The sequence below is a fragment of the Paenibacillus sp. J22P143 genome (assembly GCF_059692035.1).
Genome location: NZ_JCAUAQ010000014.1, coordinates 1 through 16,594 on the forward strand (window position 1 = coordinate 1; position 16,594 = coordinate 16,594).

Annotated in this window: 17 protein-coding genes and 1 pseudogene; 11 read left to right on the plus strand and 7 right to left on the minus strand. The window is 44.0% G+C overall.

Annotated features, from left to right (window positions below):
- Positions 1–198 precede the first annotated feature (198 nt).
- The 4 genes and pseudogenes from AC58PQ_RS18490 to AC58PQ_RS18505 all read right to left on the minus strand — a co-directional run.
- A pseudogene (locus tag AC58PQ_RS18490) lies at positions 199–486 on the minus strand (YolD-like family protein); the annotation flags it as partial.
- 266 nt (positions 487–752) lie between these two features.
- Complete coding sequence (locus AC58PQ_RS18495; protein ID WP_497244237.1) at positions 753–1,055, minus strand: DinB/UmuC family translesion DNA polymerase; 303 nt, start codon at positions 1,053–1,055, stop codon at positions 753–755.
- A gap of 48 nt (positions 1,056–1,103) precedes the next feature.
- Positions 1,104–1,352: a hypothetical protein gene (locus tag AC58PQ_RS18500; protein WP_497244049.1), complete on the minus strand. Its 249-nt coding sequence runs from the start codon at positions 1,350–1,352 to the stop codon at positions 1,104–1,106.
- Entirely contained in the window at positions 1,349–1,540 is a 192-nt protein-coding gene (locus AC58PQ_RS18505) for a Y-family DNA polymerase (protein ID WP_497244051.1), read from the minus strand. The genes AC58PQ_RS18500 and AC58PQ_RS18505 overlap by 4 nt, the downstream gene beginning before the upstream one ends.
- Positions 1,541–2,098: 558 nt before the next feature.
- Between AC58PQ_RS18505 and AC58PQ_RS18510 the strand changes: the two genes are divergently transcribed.
- The 3 genes from AC58PQ_RS18510 to AC58PQ_RS18520 are packed head-to-tail and all read left to right on the plus strand — an operon-like array spanning position 2,099 to position 5,589.
- Positions 2,099–3,367 carry a nucleotide sugar dehydrogenase gene (locus tag AC58PQ_RS18510; protein WP_497244053.1) on the plus strand — a complete coding sequence of 423 codons (1,269 nt, stop codon included), beginning with the start codon at positions 2,099–2,101 and terminating at the stop codon, positions 3,365–3,367.
- 24 nt (positions 3,368–3,391) lie between these two features.
- Positions 3,392–4,501 carry a DegT/DnrJ/EryC1/StrS family aminotransferase gene (locus AC58PQ_RS18515; protein WP_497244055.1) on the plus strand — a complete coding sequence of 370 codons (1,110 nt, stop codon included), beginning with the start codon at positions 3,392–3,394 and terminating at the stop codon, positions 4,499–4,501.
- Positions 4,498–5,589, plus strand: a complete 1,092-nt coding sequence (locus AC58PQ_RS18520) for a Gfo/Idh/MocA family protein (RefSeq protein ID WP_497244057.1) — start codon at positions 4,498–4,500, stop codon at positions 5,587–5,589. Before AC58PQ_RS18515 ends, AC58PQ_RS18520 begins: the two co-directional genes overlap by 4 nt.
- Before the next feature lie 58 nt (positions 5,590–5,647).
- Here the strand turns inward: AC58PQ_RS18520 and AC58PQ_RS18525 are convergent, their stop codons facing one another.
- Positions 5,648–7,021 carry a glycosyltransferase gene (locus AC58PQ_RS18525; RefSeq protein WP_497244059.1) on the minus strand — a complete coding sequence of 458 codons (1,374 nt, stop codon included), beginning with the start codon at positions 7,019–7,021 and terminating at the stop codon, positions 5,648–5,650.
- Between the two features lie 237 nt (positions 7,022–7,258).
- On the opposite strand from AC58PQ_RS18525, the gene AC58PQ_RS18530 reads away from it, so the two are divergent.
- Genes AC58PQ_RS18530 through AC58PQ_RS18545 form a run of 4 tightly spaced genes read left to right on the plus strand, consistent with a single transcriptional unit; the run spans position 7,259 to position 10,856 of the window.
- Positions 7,259–8,212 (plus strand): NAD-dependent epimerase/dehydratase family protein, encoded by a 954-nt coding sequence (locus tag AC58PQ_RS18530; RefSeq protein WP_497244061.1) that lies wholly within the window; start codon positions 7,259–7,261, stop codon positions 8,210–8,212.
- Between the two features lie 16 nt (positions 8,213–8,228).
- A complete protein-coding gene (locus tag AC58PQ_RS18535) occupies positions 8,229–9,197 on the plus strand; it encodes a CgeB family protein (protein ID WP_497244063.1) in 969 nt (322 codons plus the stop codon).
- A 25-nt stretch (positions 9,198–9,222) separates the two neighbouring features.
- Positions 9,223–10,191 (plus strand): ATP-grasp domain-containing protein, encoded by a 969-nt coding sequence (locus tag AC58PQ_RS18540; protein WP_497244065.1) that lies wholly within the window; start codon positions 9,223–9,225, stop codon positions 10,189–10,191.
- A complete protein-coding gene (locus AC58PQ_RS18545; RefSeq protein WP_497244067.1) occupies positions 10,188–10,856 on the plus strand; it encodes an HAD family hydrolase in 669 nt (222 codons plus the stop codon). Before AC58PQ_RS18540 ends, AC58PQ_RS18545 begins: the two co-directional genes overlap by 4 nt.
- A 169-nt stretch (positions 10,857–11,025) precedes the next feature.
- Here AC58PQ_RS18545 and AC58PQ_RS18550 read toward each other — a convergent pair whose 3' ends face one another.
- Positions 11,026–11,379 carry an O-methyltransferase gene (locus AC58PQ_RS18550; RefSeq protein ID WP_497244239.1) on the minus strand — a complete coding sequence of 118 codons (354 nt, stop codon included), beginning with the start codon at positions 11,377–11,379 and terminating at the stop codon, positions 11,026–11,028.
- Between the two features lie 297 nt (positions 11,380–11,676).
- Between AC58PQ_RS18550 and AC58PQ_RS18555 the strand changes: the two genes are divergently transcribed.
- Positions 11,677–12,936: a methyl-accepting chemotaxis protein gene (locus tag AC58PQ_RS18555; protein ID WP_497244069.1), complete on the plus strand. Its 1,260-nt coding sequence runs from the start codon at positions 11,677–11,679 to the stop codon at positions 12,934–12,936.
- Positions 12,937–13,055: 119 nt separating this feature from the next.
- Here AC58PQ_RS18555 and AC58PQ_RS18560 read toward each other — a convergent pair whose 3' ends face one another.
- Positions 13,056–14,873, minus strand: coding sequence for a M3 family oligoendopeptidase (locus AC58PQ_RS18560; RefSeq protein WP_497244071.1), 1,818 nt, complete (start codon positions 14,871–14,873; stop codon positions 13,056–13,058).
- Between the two features lie 147 nt (positions 14,874–15,020).
- On the opposite strand from AC58PQ_RS18560, the gene AC58PQ_RS18565 reads away from it, so the two are divergent.
- The 3 genes from AC58PQ_RS18565 to AC58PQ_RS18575 are packed head-to-tail and all read left to right on the plus strand — an operon-like array spanning position 15,021 to position 16,571.
- Entirely contained in the window at positions 15,021–15,185 is a 165-nt protein-coding gene (locus tag AC58PQ_RS18565; RefSeq protein ID WP_497244073.1) for a YycC family protein, read from the plus strand.
- Positions 15,186–15,188: 3 nt separating this feature from the next.
- On the plus strand, positions 15,189–15,434 hold the full coding sequence (locus AC58PQ_RS18570) for a hypothetical protein (RefSeq protein ID WP_497244075.1): 246 nt from the start codon (positions 15,189–15,191) through the stop codon (positions 15,432–15,434).
- Between the two features lie 27 nt (positions 15,435–15,461).
- On the plus strand, positions 15,462–16,571 hold the full coding sequence (locus AC58PQ_RS18575) for a diguanylate cyclase (RefSeq protein ID WP_497244077.1): 1,110 nt from the start codon (positions 15,462–15,464) through the stop codon (positions 16,569–16,571).
- Positions 16,572–16,594 lie beyond the last annotated feature (23 nt).

Consider the following 16,594-nt stretch of genomic DNA (forward strand, 5'->3'; position numbering starts at 1 on the left):
CACGTTTTATGGAGGCGTCCTTTTCCTTTACTGTGATACGGTCATTATATTCGTCAATCCCTGGACAGGCAATTCCGTCAGCTTTTGGGCATTATGATTCAGCGGCAACACGACTAGTTAGTACAGTAAAATTACCTACTTAGCGTATAATGGCTTTAGGTATCTATTATAAATCATTAAGGATCGATCAATTCATCTTTAGTCCATTTCTTTGCTTAACTCTGCCTTCAGAACATTTCTGTAACCAATCCATTCCCAATCCTCTGCTCCACTAAACAGTTCAACAGTGTCTAATCGAAATTCTCCATGTTTACTACGCGCTACGATACCTGTAATTGAGTGAATCTTAAATTCTTCATATAAAGTTAACTCGATCGGTGTCTTGTACATCTGCGACAGACTCAGCACCGCTGATATATTTAGTATTTCTTGCTCATCACGTATAGGACGCGAGATTCGTTGACTTTCTCTTTGATTTCTAATTGCCGACTCTTTATGTTAAGGAAGCATCATCCGACTGGACACCCAAAGACCATTCAGTTCTAATTTCTTGCTCATCTATAATGACCTCCAATTTTGCCAGCTCTATCCGCAGCAAGACCGGCTTTCATTAAACTCGAAGCGCGAATAATTGCTGTATTCCCTTTTTAATCCCATCAAGAACGCTATTGAGTTTTCGAATCTTCGTTATGTCTTCGAAGACAAGTTGTGTCACTTCCTCATCTTCAAGTGATCCAAGTGTGACACCAACTTTACGGACTGGGAGACCGTTCCAATTGCGGTGTACTGTAAGGCATTTTTCGTTGCTGACTGAATCCTGTAGGGGCATCGTAAGGTGAACACATGCAAAATACATGGACGGTTCCGCTGTTGAATCCTCTAGTTCTTGCATCGCGGCACACCTCTTCCGTTAATTCCAAGAGAACGATATCAACTTCTTCCGCTGTCGTGTAATCTCGCGGCAACGTCATTGCATGGCCGCTGGACTTTGGTGCTACGTTAAATGTCCCTGGTGTAACTAGACTATCGTCGAGACCATTGGCAGTCCGCCACATCACCTCTGCTTGTATATCCGATTGCTTACCAAAGCGAGCTCGAAACTTCTATTTAAGGGCAGCGAGAGGAGTTCGAGCAACATGACCAATCGTCGTCATTCCAAGCGCCACAAAGTGCCTCGTCATCCTAGAACCCACCCCGTACATCTTATCCACGGTTAGAGGCCATAGATCACGCTCTACATTTTCTTTACCGAGAGTGAAAATACCGTTTGCATTTATCTTTGCAAAATTATCTGTCGCTTGCTTTGCAAGTATTTTGGTCGGACCGATACCTACGCGGACACGTATGTTCATGGATGCTGCAAATTTTTTTGAATCATGACTGCCAACTCTTCTGGTGTGGTGTGGAAATGATTAAGTGATCCTGTCACGTTCAAGAACTGTTCATCAATTGAAAACACCTCTACAAGATCCGTATACTCCTTGTAAATGTCTGTAATCGCTAGTGAAACATCAATATACCGCTGCATGTGCGGACGCATTACGATACCGTCTGGACATAGTTGCAGCGCCTCCCCTAGCCGCTGTGTTAGTGATTCCAAAGCTTTTAGCGATTGGGCATGCTGCCAAAATTATTCCTGATCTCCTAGCAGGATCTCCGGCCACAATCGCCCTCTCTCCATCTATTGACAGAAAGGCAAAAAACGACGGTTTATTTTATATGCAGTCTGACTTATGTCCAAGCAATCACTATGTACCGAGCGTAAATTATACCGTAATGAAAATTCACTTACTGAGAGGAATGAGTAAATATGAGCGGAGTAGGTTATGGTGTTGTTGACAGCCAGTAAGATGACCATAACTACGATGTTCTCTTGGAGTGTAACCATGAGCTTTCCGTCTCGCAGTTCGAAATAGACTATTGACGCCTTCACTTCGGAAGTAACACGCCTTTAGTGTTATCCTGTATGTTTTTAATTGGATGGCTGTCCCCGTTTCAATGACCAGTAAAAATAATTGAATAAATAGAAATTTCATCTTCATCACTTTTAGATATTTCTTGTACTACAATGAGAACGTCTGAAGGAGGTCTGGCACTTATGTCCAACAATAGGGAAACTGTTGCCATTATTGGCTTAGGTTATGTGGGGCTGCCGCTCGCCATTGCTTTTGTTAAAAAAGGCTACAAGGTATTCGGTGTTGATATTAACGAAAAGAGAGTCGAGGTATTGCGTAATGGAAAAAGCTTTATTTCTGACATAAGTGATGATGAGATCGGAAGACTCATAGATTGCAAAAGATTTGAAGCAACAACGGACTACCTTGTTCTAAGTAAAACGGATCATATTATTATCTGTGTACCAACTCCCCTGCGAAATAAAGAGCCGGATTTATCTTATGTCTACTCAACTATTAATCAGATGGCACCTTATCTGCAGCCGGGACAATTAGTAGTACTCGAGAGCTCCACTTACCCCGGAACTACAGAGGATATCATTAAGCCGCTTTTGGAAAACCATGGCTTTACAATAGGTTCTAATCTTTTTCTTGGATATTCTCCGGAACGAATTGATCCGGGCAACATGCAGTTTACTCTGGAGCAAATTCCGAAAATTGTGAGTGGGGTGACGGATTGTTGTCTCGAGAAAGTAGCAAAGCTGTATAGAGACGTTTTCCAAACAATCGTTCCTGTATCTTCCCCTCGTATTGCGGAGTTTGTAAAAATCTTAGAAAATAGCCAACGGCTTATTAATATTTCGTTTATCAACGAGGTCAACATGCTGGCAAACTTGCTGCAAATCAATATATGGGAAGTCATTCAAACGGCATCCACGAAACCTTTCGGTTTTACCCCATTTTATCCCAGCCCAGGAGTCGGCGGGCACTGTATCCCTGTCGATCCATTTTACTTAACATGGATTGGCATGCAGGAGGGGTTTCCTTTAACAATGATTCAGCAGGCTGGAATTGTGAATGAAATGATGCCCCACTTTGTAGTCAAACGGATCACGCAGATTCTTTCGGAAAGAGGAGTTTCCGCCCAGCAAGCAAATATTGGTATCATCGGCCTCACCTACAAAAAAGATGTAAACGATATTCGAGAATCGGCTTCCATGAAGGTGATTGAACTTTTGCTCAATAAAAAAATGAAAGTCTCCGTTCATGATCCGGTCTATCAGGGGAACGTCCCTTTTAACTTGCCTATCCTTCAAATAGAGCAATTGAAGTTACAGGAGTTGGACGCCATCGTAGTGCTTGTCGATCATTCTTGCATCAAATGGAATGATGTAGTCAACCATAGCCGGTGCGTGATCGATACGAGAAATGTAACGGCCTCCTATAAGGGCGATCATATTGTACGAATTTAGAAAACAAAAGGGAGTGAATGGGGGATGATTCCTTTAGTGGACCTCGCTCGCCAGTTTCAATCCATCAAAAAAGAAATACTACAGCAAATGGAGGGCGTGATCGACAGCGGCAAATATATAATCGGTGATCATGTGAGGCAAGTAGAGCAGCGGATTGCGGAAAAGACAAGTGCAGCCTTCGCGATAGGCGTAGGAAATGGAACGGATGCCTTAATCATGACTTTGGATGCGTATGGCATCGGGGAAGGGGACGAAGTCATCACGACTCCTTTTACTTTTTTCGCTACCGCTGAGGCCATATCCAGATTAGGCGCCAAGCCGGTGTTCGTTGATATTGATCCACTCACTTATAACATTGATCCTTTGAGGGTAGAGAAGGCCATTACACCGAAAACAAAAGCGATTATACCCGTTCATTTATTCGGCCAACCCGCCGAAATGGACGTACTGATAGAGGTGGCAAAGCGGCATCATTTAATCGTCATTGAAGATGCTTGCCAAGCTTTTGGATCAGCGTATAAAGGAAAGCCTCTAGGAAGCCTGGGTGATGCGGCCTGCTTCTCCTTCTTTCCTACCAAAAATTTGGGAACGATCGGAGATGGCGGGATGATCACCACGTCTAATCCGGAAATTGCCGCAAAAATCCGCAAGCTGCGCCAACACGGAAGTTCCATGAAGTATTATCATGATATGCTTGGGTACAATAGCCGCCTGGATGAACTGCATGCTGCGATTCTAAACGTCGCTCTGGACCACATCGATGAATGGAACCGCATGCGCAGGAAGCTGTCGGCTCGCTATCGAGAAGGGTTGGAAAATCTGTCATTTCTACGGATACCGTATGAAAATGACGACAACACGCATATTTATCATCTCTATTGTATAGAGTCCGCAGAACGGGAAGCGATCACCGCTAAGCTCAAACAGTCTGGCATACAAACGGGTGTTTACTATCCTTGTCCGCTTCATCTGCAAAATGCGTACGCTCATCTTTCCTACAAGAAAGATGATTTTCCAGTGGCAGAGAAGCTGTCACTCCAGTTGTTTGCAATCCCGATGAGCCCCTTCTTACAGGAAAGTGAACAAGATTACATTATTTCTGTACTGAAAAGCTATGGTAGTGAAGCGACATGAGCGTGACCTTCGGCATCATCGGCTGCGGCAGGATCGCCGAACGTCACCTTCGTACGCTCGCCCGCTGCAAGGAGGCAAGGCTGATTGCGGTAAGCGATGTCGCCGAGGAACGAATGGAACAGGCAGAAGCATTGTGGCAACAAACGACGGACAGCTGCGCTACGTTGGCAAAATCGACCGACTACCGAGTCCTGCTTGCCGATCCCTCCGTTCAAACCGTCATCATCTCTACTTTATCAGGAATGCATGCGGAAATGGCCAAAGCGGCACTTCTTATGGGCAAACATATCGTGTTGGAGAAGCCCATGACGTTATCACTAAAGGACGCAGATGAAATTATTGAACTGGCAGCCGCTCAGCAGCGCTTCGTCCAAGTATGCCACCAGCTCCGATATCGGCCGATCATGAAAAAGATTAAGGAGATCATTGCAACCGGTGCTCTTGGCCGGATTTACATGGGATCGGCAACGCTAAGAATTAATCGGTCATCCAACTATTATAGCGAGGCTTCCTGGAGGGGAACATGGTCGCAGGATGGCGGAATGCTGCTTAATCAAGGTATCCACGTCATCGACCTGCTTCAATGGTTTCTTGGCGGTGTTCAGTGTGTTTATGGAGAATTGTCTAATGGAAATATCCGAAAAGAGACGGAGGATATTGCTCTGGGCATCCTTACTTTTGAAAATGGCGCGAAAGGGATCATCGAGGCGAATTCAGTTACCCTTCCCAATAATCTGGAAAATTCGATATCCATATTTGCCGAAAAAGGGACGATATGCATCGGCGGCACTTCCTTGAATAAGCTGGAACGGTGGCACATGGAAGAGACCGCGATCAGTACGGATGAAGCGATGAAACTAATGGACGATACGGATGAACATCTATATATGTATCAAAGTTTCATTGATGCTGTGTTGGCACAAAACCATCCGACTCTGATTGATGCTATCGAAGGGAAACGAGCTCTTGAAATCATTTTCGCGCAATATATATCATCCATTAAAGGTAATCCTCAAACATTACCGATAGATTCCTTTTCGACAAACATGATGAAGGATACCGGACCGAAAACACCAAATACGTTTTAAGAGAAGCGGTGGGATTGCCGATACAGGCTCTCTCACCGCTTTAGTGTCAGAATACTTTCTAATCAGCCAAAGTTAATATAAGAGAAGGATGTCTCCACAATTTTTTCGAAATGTAGACACCGTGGTTTCTCAATTGGCCGTTGTGCCAGCTTTTGGTTAAAAGAGTGCAATCCCAAGCTACAACGGAGCGAATAGACTTCTTCTTTCCGCGCTGAGCGATCAATTTTTTTATAGGCTTTCGATATAGCATCGGCCGTTTATAAGGAATTCTCTTGCGGTCCCATCCTGTTTTTACGCGAAATACCGATACGTTTTTTTGTTTGCCGACTATGACGGGGAAATGCATAACAGCATTTACGATCGACACGGATGAAGGGACTTGTGCCAAATTAAAGGAAAAATATGATGCCGCCCTCATCTTTCCTTTCCTCGTAAAAAATCGATTGGGTTGCAAAGAAATAGTGTTGGTCTTTGGTTTATTCGGAATCGTTGCCCTTTCACTTTGATAAATTCGGTCCAGTTGGCGGGCTACTTCAGGAAGCGCATGCTCTCTCTCGACATACTCCCTTCCTGCTCTACCTTTTTCCTTACGAAGCGCAGGATTCTGAAGCAAAGAGGCTACAGCATTGTATAGGTTGGCAGGATTGGCGGAAATAATCGGCAAATCTGACGGATAACGATGCTTAAGATCCTCCCTGATATAGGAAATAACCGGTTTTCCCAAAGCCATCCCTTCGATGGCCACTAAACCGTATGATCCTCTTAACAGGTGATCAATAATGAGATCGGCTTGCCGATATCGCTGTAAAGCTTCACCTCTGTTCAAACCCTCAACTCGTTCATAATGGAAGGAATATCCCTCACTGCGAAGCCGGTCCAATACTTCCTCAACATATTCAGTTCCTTTGCCTTCCATCGGAGCATGGATAATAAGCGGTTCGCTTCTATGCGCCGATGCGGACGGGGCCAGATTGTCTATTTCTTGTAAGTCTACAGCAAGCGGGAGAACATATACCCGATCGTGCACCTTGGATGCGTAGGCTTGTAATTCATAATCTTTGACAATACAAGCGGGGAATTTTTTCGAAATCATATCCAAGGTTTGTTTAATCTTCTCATCCTCAAAATCATATCCGAGTCTGATATAAGGATTATGAATGATGGCTTTTTCTTCGGTTCGAAGATCTTTTCCCCAGTATTGAAATAGCTTTTTTGCATGGTTTAGCTTTTCAAATTCTGGGCCGGTTAGCTGCTCTGAAAAATACAGTCCGTTATGAAAATGAAAAATGTCGGCGGTCTGATTGGCGACATTCAATAGATGCCGCAGATCCTCAGCTCGATAAACTGAAGCATCGTGTCCTAGATTCTTTAATCCTTTCATGAATAGTTCCATCTGCCCCCCAATTTCGGCAGCACAATGTATGACCTTCAAATGTTTCATCTCCTTTATCAAAAGATATCCGTTAACTAAAAACCTAGTTCACTCTGTATATGATTATGTCAATGTAAGCTAGTGCGTATGGACATATCTCCTCCCTTGTTAGCCTAATAGATGGGAGGACAACGGCTATTCGTGCAGCAATTTCCCGTTTTCTCTTTGATTTAGGTAATCGTACAAACATCTGCAACTCTGCTCGCATACTCTCATAAACGAAGGGAGATGTTGTTAATGCGCTTTAGTCATGTCTTGGTAACTGGAGGGGCTGGGTTTGTCGGTTCGCAGCTCGTCCGCAAATTAGAGCCTATCTCAGAACATATTTATGTCATCGATGATTTGTCCGCCGGGAACCGAAATTCCGTTATGAATTCCGACAAAATCACTTTCTATCAGGATAGCATTACAAATGAAAAATTGTTGGAAGAAGTACTCCCTAAAGTGGAATGGATTTTCCATCTGGCATGCCGCAGTCTTACTCGATCTGTCCTGAATTTGCATGAAGATTTCCACACAAACCTCTACGGCGGTTTTTTACTGCTTCATAAAGCGAAAGAGCTTTGTCCCCATTTAAAAAGGATGCTCTATACGTCTACAGCCTCTGTCTATGGAAATGCATCCGTTCGTCCTACACCCGAACACTGGTATCAGCTGACTACGCCTTATTCCGCCAGCAAGTTTTCCGTCGAGCATTATTGCGAAGTGTTTTATCACATGTATCGTTTCCCCGTCACGACGGTACGGTTGTCCAACGTTTTTGGGCCCGGTCAGTTGTCATCCAATCCATACTGCGGTGTCGTGGCCAGATTTTTTGAAGCGTTGGAGAACAATGTGCCGATGGACATATACGGGGACGGGGAACAAACCAGGGACTTTACGTATGTTGAAGATGCTATAGAAGCTTTGCTTGCTTCCATCACTCATCCAAACAGCCTTGGGAAGCTTTATAATATTGGCACAGGAAAGGAAACAGCTGTCCGTCAGCTCGCAACCATGATATCCGACGTCGCGGGACGTCCGAATTATCCGATTACTTACAGACAGAAGAGAGTGATCGACAATGTCAGCCATCGTTCTGTTGATATAAGCGCTATCATGAATGATTTACAATGGTGTCCAAAACACTCCATGCAGGAAGGCCTCGATAGTACCTATCAATGGCTGCGTCACCAAAATCACAGCTTGTAAGAGAGGGGATAACGTTATGAAAATACTTTCACTAATGACTCTGGATATGTTCCGCTTGACATTCGGATGGGCACTGGAATCAAATGGTCACCAGGTATACCATCTCAACGATATTAGTGAGGAACTGCTGGAGCAGGCGATTCACACATTTCGACCCGACATGATCGTAACGATCGGATGGGATGTGCTGCATACTAAAACAGATGTTTTTGCGGAGTTTTTAAAACGCCATCGTATTTTTCATTTATATTTCGCGGAAGAGGATTGGTTTCATTTTGAACGTTGGTCCAAACCGTATGTTTCCAAGACATCCCCCCAGTTTGTAATGACCCGTAGCGCCGATAAAATTTCTTCTTATCGAACAATGGGGATAAAAGCCGAATATTTAGACGTGGGCTGCAATCCGCATTTTCACCGCCCCATGCCTCCCAATCCAAAGTATGCATGTGATGTTTCCGTGATCGTGAACGGGCAGTTCATGTGGGATATTTTTCGCCGAAAAAGCATCATGGACTTGGTGGCTCCGTTATTGGACGCTCCCTTTCATACGAAAATATGGGGGCGCGATTGGCATGAGATGAAAGACTATCTTGGCGTATCGCCGCGAAGCGAGTTGATGCAAGGCAGTATTCCTTATCACCTGACGCCTCAAGTTTATAATTCAGCCAAGATCAATATTAGCGTACAAACCGTTGAGGACCAAATCAGCAGCCGCACTTACGATATTTTGGCATCAGGCGGTTTTTTGCTGACATCGGACAGTCCGGGAGTCCGGGCCAAATTGTCATCGGAGAATGATTGTGCAGTCTCAAGCTCACCGGAAGAAACAATCAAAAAAATCAAATATTATTTGGAGCACGAAGATATACGCAAAAAAAAGGCTGCAAACGGATTAAAGTATGTACGCGAACAGGCTTCCTACCAAAACACGATTGCTAAAGTATGGCCTCAGATTGAAAGAGAAGTCAAAGCATTTTATGGTTAGTTTTAACCTGGGAGGCTGAGCGACGATGATTAAAAACTTAACCATATTGATTACCTCAGCAGGAGGGCTAACTGGAACGTTCTTAATAAAACACTTATTGCAACATCCCATTCAAGGATATAAGTATCATATCGTAGCTGTGGATAGCAGCGAATACGTGTACGCTAAACATGTGGTCGACTCGTTTTATAAAGTGCCTGCCAGCAGTGACCCGAGTTACGAAAACATTGTTCTTTCCCTAGTCGAACAAGAACACGTTGATATCATATTTCCAACCACCTCATATGACACGCCATTTTACTCCAAACACAAAGCGGACTTATTAAAAAAGGGGGTTCAGTTGCTTGTTTGCGATGTGAACACCCATGAAATACTTCACCATAAGCAAAAGATGTATCTGTTTATGAAGAACATTGGGCTGCCCGTTCCCGAGGTATTTGAGACGAAAGAAGCCGTTACTTATCCGGCCATCATCAAAAAATGCGAAAGCAGCGGGAGCAAAGAGGTTCGAAAGCTCGAAGATCGTATGGACCTCGACTATTGGAGTGTAAAAATGAAAGATTATGTCGTTACGGATTACATCAGCGGCAAGGAATACACGGTGGATTGCCTTTTTGATCAGAAGGGACTGTTGATTGTTTGCAATCAAAGAGAAAGATTGAAAACGTTAGGCGGAGGAGCTGTCATCTGCCAAAATCAGCATCCTCTGGAAATAAGAGATTACATTCGCTCCATATCTAAACATATCCATTTGGAAGGCCCCGTCAATTTCCAGTACATTCTCAATAGGCATAATCAGCCGTTTATTATCGATTTTAATACCCGATTTGCTTCCGGAGGGCTCCCGTTAACAATCGCTTCCGGTTATGATATTCCAAATTTGATGATTCGCCTCATGCTGGGCGACCCCATCGATGAGCATATCAAGTACAAGAAGGACCAATTAACGATGTACCGCTATTTTCAAGAATATTTCACCGAGGAACCTTCATGAAGCCGACCATATTTTTTGACCTCGATGGAACGATCATTGATGTATGGCACCGATACTATAGCATCATGAGCTCCTTTTTTGAAAATGAGACGGGGCTGCCGTTCCCTTCCTTGGCGGATTATAAGCGGTTGAAGCTGTCTTTAACCGACGATACATCCATCGTCCATCGTATTTATGGTAAGCTTGTTGCCAACCAGCAGGACACGATGCAGCGCTATAAGCATTATAAAAGCAACCGCTTGGAAAGTATGGACTTACTAGATCTGGATACGATGATAGAAGACTTCCCCAGCTTTGCCGCCAACGTGAAGGGGAAATACCATCTGGCTCTGATTACGATAAGAAATCATAATGAACATGTCTATCTTCAACTTAAACGTCTAAGGGTTTATGACTTGTTCGATCATATTTACGTTGTTACGCCACTGAAGGGAGGAAATCCGAAGCAGCGAGCTTTAATGAATATCGCGAGACGCAACGATGTGATCATAGGAGATAGTGAAATCGATATAGAATGCGGGAATAGGTTAGGAATGAGTACATTTCATGTAAGCACTGGTCTAAGAAGCTACGAATTCGCGACTAAGCAAGGACCGGCAGTCAGGCTCGGCAATTACACGGAACTGCTGGAGTATTGTAAATTCTACTCAAAATTGGACAATTAGAGTGGGACTGTTTGATAACCCATGCTTCCCCCTCAAGGACAACTTTCCCATTTGTGGTTGGAACTCCCATGTGCATTCCTTATGGCAAGGGTCGCATTTTGCTCCAAAAAGAACCCCAATCACAATTGTGATCGGGGTCCTTTTGATAAAAATAATAGGAGTATGAGTGCTAAATCGTTCTTGCATATGTAGCCATATTATAATTACTCTCAAACATGATACTAATCGAAATGATATTCTTCCTTACCGTAAAATCAAACAATATTTCCCCATGTGTCCAGCTCTTCTTACGTTTAAGAGATTCGATCGCCATTTGACGAAAAGATTGAAATTGCAGCTCAGTTAGCCCCATGCTAGCCGCTGCAGGTAATACTCCCTCTGAACTTTCAAACGGTAAATGTTTAATGCCAAATTTGCCAATCTCATTGTTGCGAATGTGAACAAAAACCGTACCTGAGTTCACGTGTGAAAGCTCTTCCTTGATCTTTCGAAAAACCACATCAATTTGTCTAGCGAGTGTCATCTGTTCCAATTTGTAATTAATCCCCCTTAAATTATACTTATTTACTAATTATGTTAATTTCGTGACTGTAGACCTATTATATATAGTGGATTTACATAATTCAACAGTTTATTTCCAATATTTGAACAATTCACTAAATTCTTTATATTCACTTAATATAAATTCCAGTTTTCTTGTAAATAACGAACGATTGTTGTCGAAAAACTGTAGAATGTTTCCATGTTCAATGATATAATTTTCAAATATACCTATTATTTTCTCCACAAGTAAACAAATTTTGCAGAGGAGTCGGTCGGATTGGAACATATTTCATCCCTATCGTTTAGAAAGAAACTACAAATTGGTTGTTTTGCACTAATTGGCTTAAATCTACTTTTCTTAATGATTGTAACTTTCGCCTCAGACTGGAACCGCTTACTCGGCATTATTTTCCTAATAATTGTTCTTGCTGGAAGCTTACCATTCATCCGTTGGTTTGAAGCTCAACTCACGGAGCCAATTGCGGATATCTCTCGCATTGCCCTAAACATCTCCAAAGGTGACTTCTCTCAAAAGGTTGCAATCACTACGGATGATTCACTTGGTCAGCTGGGTCAATCCTTTAACAAAATGATTGACAAGCTCCGCGATATTTTACGGGATACAGGTTCTATTTCGAAGCAAGTTTTCCAGACAAGCCGTGATATCTATGTTAAAAACGAAAGCTTCCGTTCAGTTCTAGAACAAGTGAGCATTTCGGCCCACGAGCTAGCAGCTGGTGCGGGACAAATCTCCGAGGAGGTTTCAGGCGTTTCCATTACTTCCAAAGATATTGAAGTGAAAATCGTGAATTATGCCGGATCGGCCAATGAAATGAAAAACCGTTCGGATCAAATGATGACGCTTGTTGAAAAAGGACGCACCTCGGTTGAAAGCCAAGGCGTAGGTATGAAACGAAATGTTGAAGTAACAAGGCAGGTATCGGATACGATTGACATGCTGGCTCGTCAAGCCGCTGGTATTTCGACCGTTACTCGCTCCATTTCCGAGATTGCTGAGCAAACAAACCTATTGTCCCTCAACGCCTCCATTGAAGCAGCTAGAGCTGGTGAGCATGGACGAGGCTTTGCGATCGTAGCGCAAGAAGTACGTAAGCTTGCTGAAGAATCCACATCCCTTACACGTGAAGTATTTGGCTTCGTCAAAAGCATTGAGCAAGGCATTCAAGATGCGATTCGCAGCATTCAAGTCAATGAGGACGTCGTTAAGAAACAAACCGTCTTAATCGATCAAACGGAGATTGTATTTGCTGAGATTGTCGGCAGTGTTAGTTTCATTTCCGAGGAGATTACACGCTTCGCACAAGAAAGCGAAAGCATGCTACAAAGCTCAGGTCAAATTGCTGCAGCTATGGAAAATATTTCAGCGATTACAGAAGAGTCCGCGGCTGGTACGCAAGAAGTGTCCGCTTCCATGAATGAGCAAATTGCAACTGTACAGGGCATCGTTACGCAAGCGGAAGAAATGACGCGCGTTGTGACTCAGTTGCAGCAGACGATTCAAATATTTAAGCTTTAAACTATACAGAAACAGCCCCTCTGAGGCCAACCTCAGGGGGGCTGTTTCTTTGTGCGAATAGCGAGAGCGTTGGCGAGGCATGGGAGGCGACGTTGGTCCTCCCTTCTACCCGCCACATCCTACACGCGAACTTTCGCTTCCGTTAGCTCCATGAACTGTTTTACATCTTGCGCCGCCATGTCAACGGCACTTTGCCAGAAATCCGGCTCCGTGAGATCCACACCCAGATGCTTCTGTGCGAGCTCTTCTACGTTCATACTGCCTGTATCTCTAAGCAAGGAGATGTACTTGTCTTCGAAGGTTGCGGCTTCCTGCACAGCTCTTGCATAAATCCCAGCAGAGAACATGTACCCGAAGGTATACGGGAAATTGTAGAAAGGAACATCCGTCGCATAGAAGTGCAGTTTAGCGGCCCAGAAATGCGGATGATAGCTGCTTAGGGCATCCTTATAAGCCAGCTTTTGCGCATCGACCATGAGCTCATTAAGTCGCTCAACACTGACTAAACCTTGACTGCGTTCCGCGTAGAAGTTCGTCTCAAAAATAAACCGCGCATGAATGTTCATGAAGAAAGCGATCGCCCGTTGAATTTTATCCTCGAGCAAAACAATGCGCTCATCATCTGTCGATGCACTCTTCACAACGGCATCTGCCACGATCATTTCAGCGAAAGTGGACGCTGTTTCTGCCACATTCATCGCATACTCCTGCGCGAGAGCCGGCATATCCGTCATGACATGCTGGTGGTAACCATGCCCTAGCTCATGAGCAAGCGTAGAGACGTTATTCAGCGTCCCACCGTACGTCATGAAGATACGTGTCTCACCCGCTAGCGGGAATGAGGTGCAGAAGCCTCCAGGACGCTTACCTGGGCGATCCTCTGCTTCGATCCAGCGTTTCTCGAAGGCCTCCTCGGAGAAGGCAGCAAGCTTCGGACTAAATCGCTTGAATTGATCAATGATCAGACTCGCACCCTCGTCATAGGAAATCTTCTTGGATGAATCGCCCAGTGGCGCATCTACGTCAACCCATGCCAGCTTGTCAACGCCAAGCAGCTTTGCTTTTCTATTCAGATATTCCACGAAAAGACCTTTATTACGGTCAATGACATCCCACATCACGTTCAATGTTTTTTCTTCCATCCGATTGATCGCAAGTGGTTCTTTATGTATGCTTTTCCAGCCTCGAGCCTTATAGACCTGAAGTCGGAAGCCAGCCAAGTGATTTAATGCTTCTGCACAGTATTCTTCTTTATCTGTCCATGCTTTTTCCCATTTATCAAATAGATCTAACCGTTCTTCACGATTCTCTGTATGCAGCTTATTAAATGCTTGACCTGCGGATAATTCAACCTGCTTACCGTCGACTTCAACAGCCATGCTGAATTGACCTACGGTCGAATTATACAAATCGCTCCACCCATGATAGCCATCTACGGCCAAATCGTTAATTAATGCCTCTTGCTCTGGCGGCAGCTTTTCCTTAGCTAGTGAGCGACGTTCATTGAGCGAAAAGGCGATAGCCTGAAATGGCTCTTGCTGCAGCAACGCTGCCCAAACCTGATCTGGAACCCCTGTCAGAATTTGATCAAAATGTGTGAGAGAAGATAAATGCTCGGCATATAAGCTTTTGACTTGCCCACTCAGCACAGGCGCTTTCTTATCCTTCTGATTATCCGCTTGCAAACAGCCCACGAAGGAATCTGCCTCGTGAATATGCATCACATTGTGCTGGAGCAATTCAATCAAGTGTGCCAGCGCTGAAGTATCCTCTAGGCTTTGTGGGGATGCCGTACGACGTACTTGCTCTTGAAAAGTTGCAATGGATTCCTGAAGCTTCTTCAGGTGTGCAGCGAATGCAGGAGAATCACTTCCTCCAGGGAAAAATGTTTCAAGATTCCATGTTTGATTAAGAGGTAATGTTAACAATGCGATCACCTTTCCTTTCCACTTTTAATTAAATCATATCCTGCAGCCAATCGCCAACTATCCGCATCTTCCTCATTGCTTCTATGCAAAAAGTATGATTCAATTATGTATAGTTCCTTCGGACTAAATCGGAACAGGATGGGTGATTTCTCGATAATGAAACCGTTGCAAATATCTCCTGAAACAGCTGTTAAGTTAGCTGAACAGCTTAAAGTACCTTTAGAACATCTCATGCATATGCCACAACATATTCTCCTGCAGAAATTAGCTGAGCTCGCGAAGACTACTTCTTCAGATAAAAGCGAACCGGAATCGAAGTAGACCTTGATCCCTTTTGCTAACACTTGGCCTTACGACATCATCATGAAGGACATTTACGTGGCCCAATGTCCATTCTGTCTAAGCTCAAATGTCTTACTGCCGCTCAAAATCCATGAACTTACTTCCATACATGAAGGTAAAAAGAAACTGCTCGTCTTCCCATGTTGCCATAACAAGCTGACACTTGTGGATACGGATCGGGATTATTTACTAGCGGACACCGCGGTACGAAACAAAGACAATTCGTAGTTCATTGCAAGGAGCAAACTAACCCTTATGAATGAGTACCTCATTCCTTTGACAAGCGCATGTACCTTAGTAACCTTAAATTATTTAGCATTGAAAGTTCACAGCAAGATGTTGATCGATTCGCACGAGCGTCTATTCGCATCGTTACTGACAGGTCTAGCCAGCATCATCATGATGCTGGTTCCACTGCCGGAGACATTTGGTTTAATTGATCTTCGCTCGTTACCCATCTTCATGGCCGGATTGCGATATGGATTGCCTGTTGCTATCTTCTCAACCCTATTGCCTGCTGGCTTAGGTCTCATCTCACATGAAAGTTCAGCCTGGTTCATCATCGCACAAGACCTCATTGCCCCAGCACTCATTAGCTCCTTTTTCCATAACAAAGAATATCGCAATGGCTTCTTGGACATTCCTATTCGACTTGCCCTCCAAATATGTGCTTTCGTATTCATGCTGCGTCTAGTAACGCATAGCTTCCTGACAAGCAGCTTTTCTTGGTCGTATACGCTTGATCAATTGTTTATGTTTGCGCTCACATCTGCCACCTTGTTCATGATCATCCTCATGGTGAATGACGAGAACAACAATTGGCGACTACAACGTAAGCTTGAGCTGCAAGCTAATCAAGATGGATTAACCAAGTTGCCGAATTTACGAAGCTTTATGCCGATCGCCCACAGTGCACTACATAAGCGGAAAGTAACCATCATGATGATTGATCTCGATAATTTTAAGCTATACAACGATCGATTTGGACATCTGGAAGGCGATCAACTACTCCAAGAAATAAGCTCCGTTCTGCGTCATCTTATTCATGAGCAAGACTACCTCGCCAGATACGGGGGTGAAGAGTTTATTCTGCTCTGTACAGAGACTGACCCTACCCGAGTCCTTAGCTACGGCCAAACCTTATGTACCTCGATTGCCGAATTATTTCTTCATAAAAAGAACGGCCTGGAAGCAGCACCCATCTCTATTTCGATCGGGATCTCGACGGCTGCCTCCTCGCAAACTGATCTTAGAACGCTTATCTCAGAAGCTGATCACGCACTTTATCAGTCCAAGCATACTGGTAAAAACCGCCCCACTCTATATAGGCACTCACAAGTAAATGAACAAAAAATGAACGCTTGACCCTTCGGTTCAATACCGAATTA

What these genes read in the sequence shown, in the direction of transcription:
- AC58PQ_RS18535 (WP_497244063.1), top strand. Translation starts at nt 8,229, where the DNA reads ATGAAAATACTTTCACTAATGACTCTGGATATGTTCCGCTTGACATTC.
- AC58PQ_RS18575 (WP_497244077.1), top strand. Translation starts at nt 15,462, where the DNA reads ATGAATGAGTACCTCATTCCTTTGACAAGCGCATGTACCTTAGTAACC.
- AC58PQ_RS18540 (WP_497244065.1), top strand. Translation starts at nt 9,223, where the DNA reads ATGATTAAAAACTTAACCATATTGATTACCTCAGCAGGAGGGCTAACT.
- AC58PQ_RS18505 (WP_497244051.1), bottom strand. Translation starts at nt 1,540, where the DNA reads ATGCGTCCGCACATGCAGCGGTATATTGATGTTTCACTAGCGATTACA.
- AC58PQ_RS18500 (WP_497244049.1), bottom strand. Translation starts at nt 1,352, where the DNA reads ATGAACATACGTGTCCGCGTAGGTATCGGTCCGACCAAAATACTTGCA.
- AC58PQ_RS18520 (WP_497244057.1), top strand. Translation starts at nt 4,498, where the DNA reads ATGAGCGTGACCTTCGGCATCATCGGCTGCGGCAGGATCGCCGAACGT.
- AC58PQ_RS18550 (WP_497244239.1), bottom strand. Translation starts at nt 11,379, where the DNA reads ATGACACTCGCTAGACAAATTGATGTGGTTTTTCGAAAGATCAAGGAA.
- AC58PQ_RS18565 (WP_497244073.1), top strand. Translation starts at nt 15,021, where the DNA reads ATGAAACCGTTGCAAATATCTCCTGAAACAGCTGTTAAGTTAGCTGAA.
- AC58PQ_RS18495 (WP_497244237.1), bottom strand. Translation starts at nt 1,055, where the DNA reads ATGTGGCGGACTGCCAATGGTCTCGACGATAGTCTAGTTACACCAGGG.
- AC58PQ_RS18545 (WP_497244067.1), top strand. Translation starts at nt 10,188, where the DNA reads ATGAAGCCGACCATATTTTTTGACCTCGATGGAACGATCATTGATGTA.
- AC58PQ_RS18510 (WP_497244053.1), top strand. Translation starts at nt 2,099, where the DNA reads ATGTCCAACAATAGGGAAACTGTTGCCATTATTGGCTTAGGTTATGTG.
- AC58PQ_RS18515 (WP_497244055.1), top strand. Translation starts at nt 3,392, where the DNA reads ATGATTCCTTTAGTGGACCTCGCTCGCCAGTTTCAATCCATCAAAAAA.
- AC58PQ_RS18530 (WP_497244061.1), top strand. Translation starts at nt 7,259, where the DNA reads ATGCGCTTTAGTCATGTCTTGGTAACTGGAGGGGCTGGGTTTGTCGGT.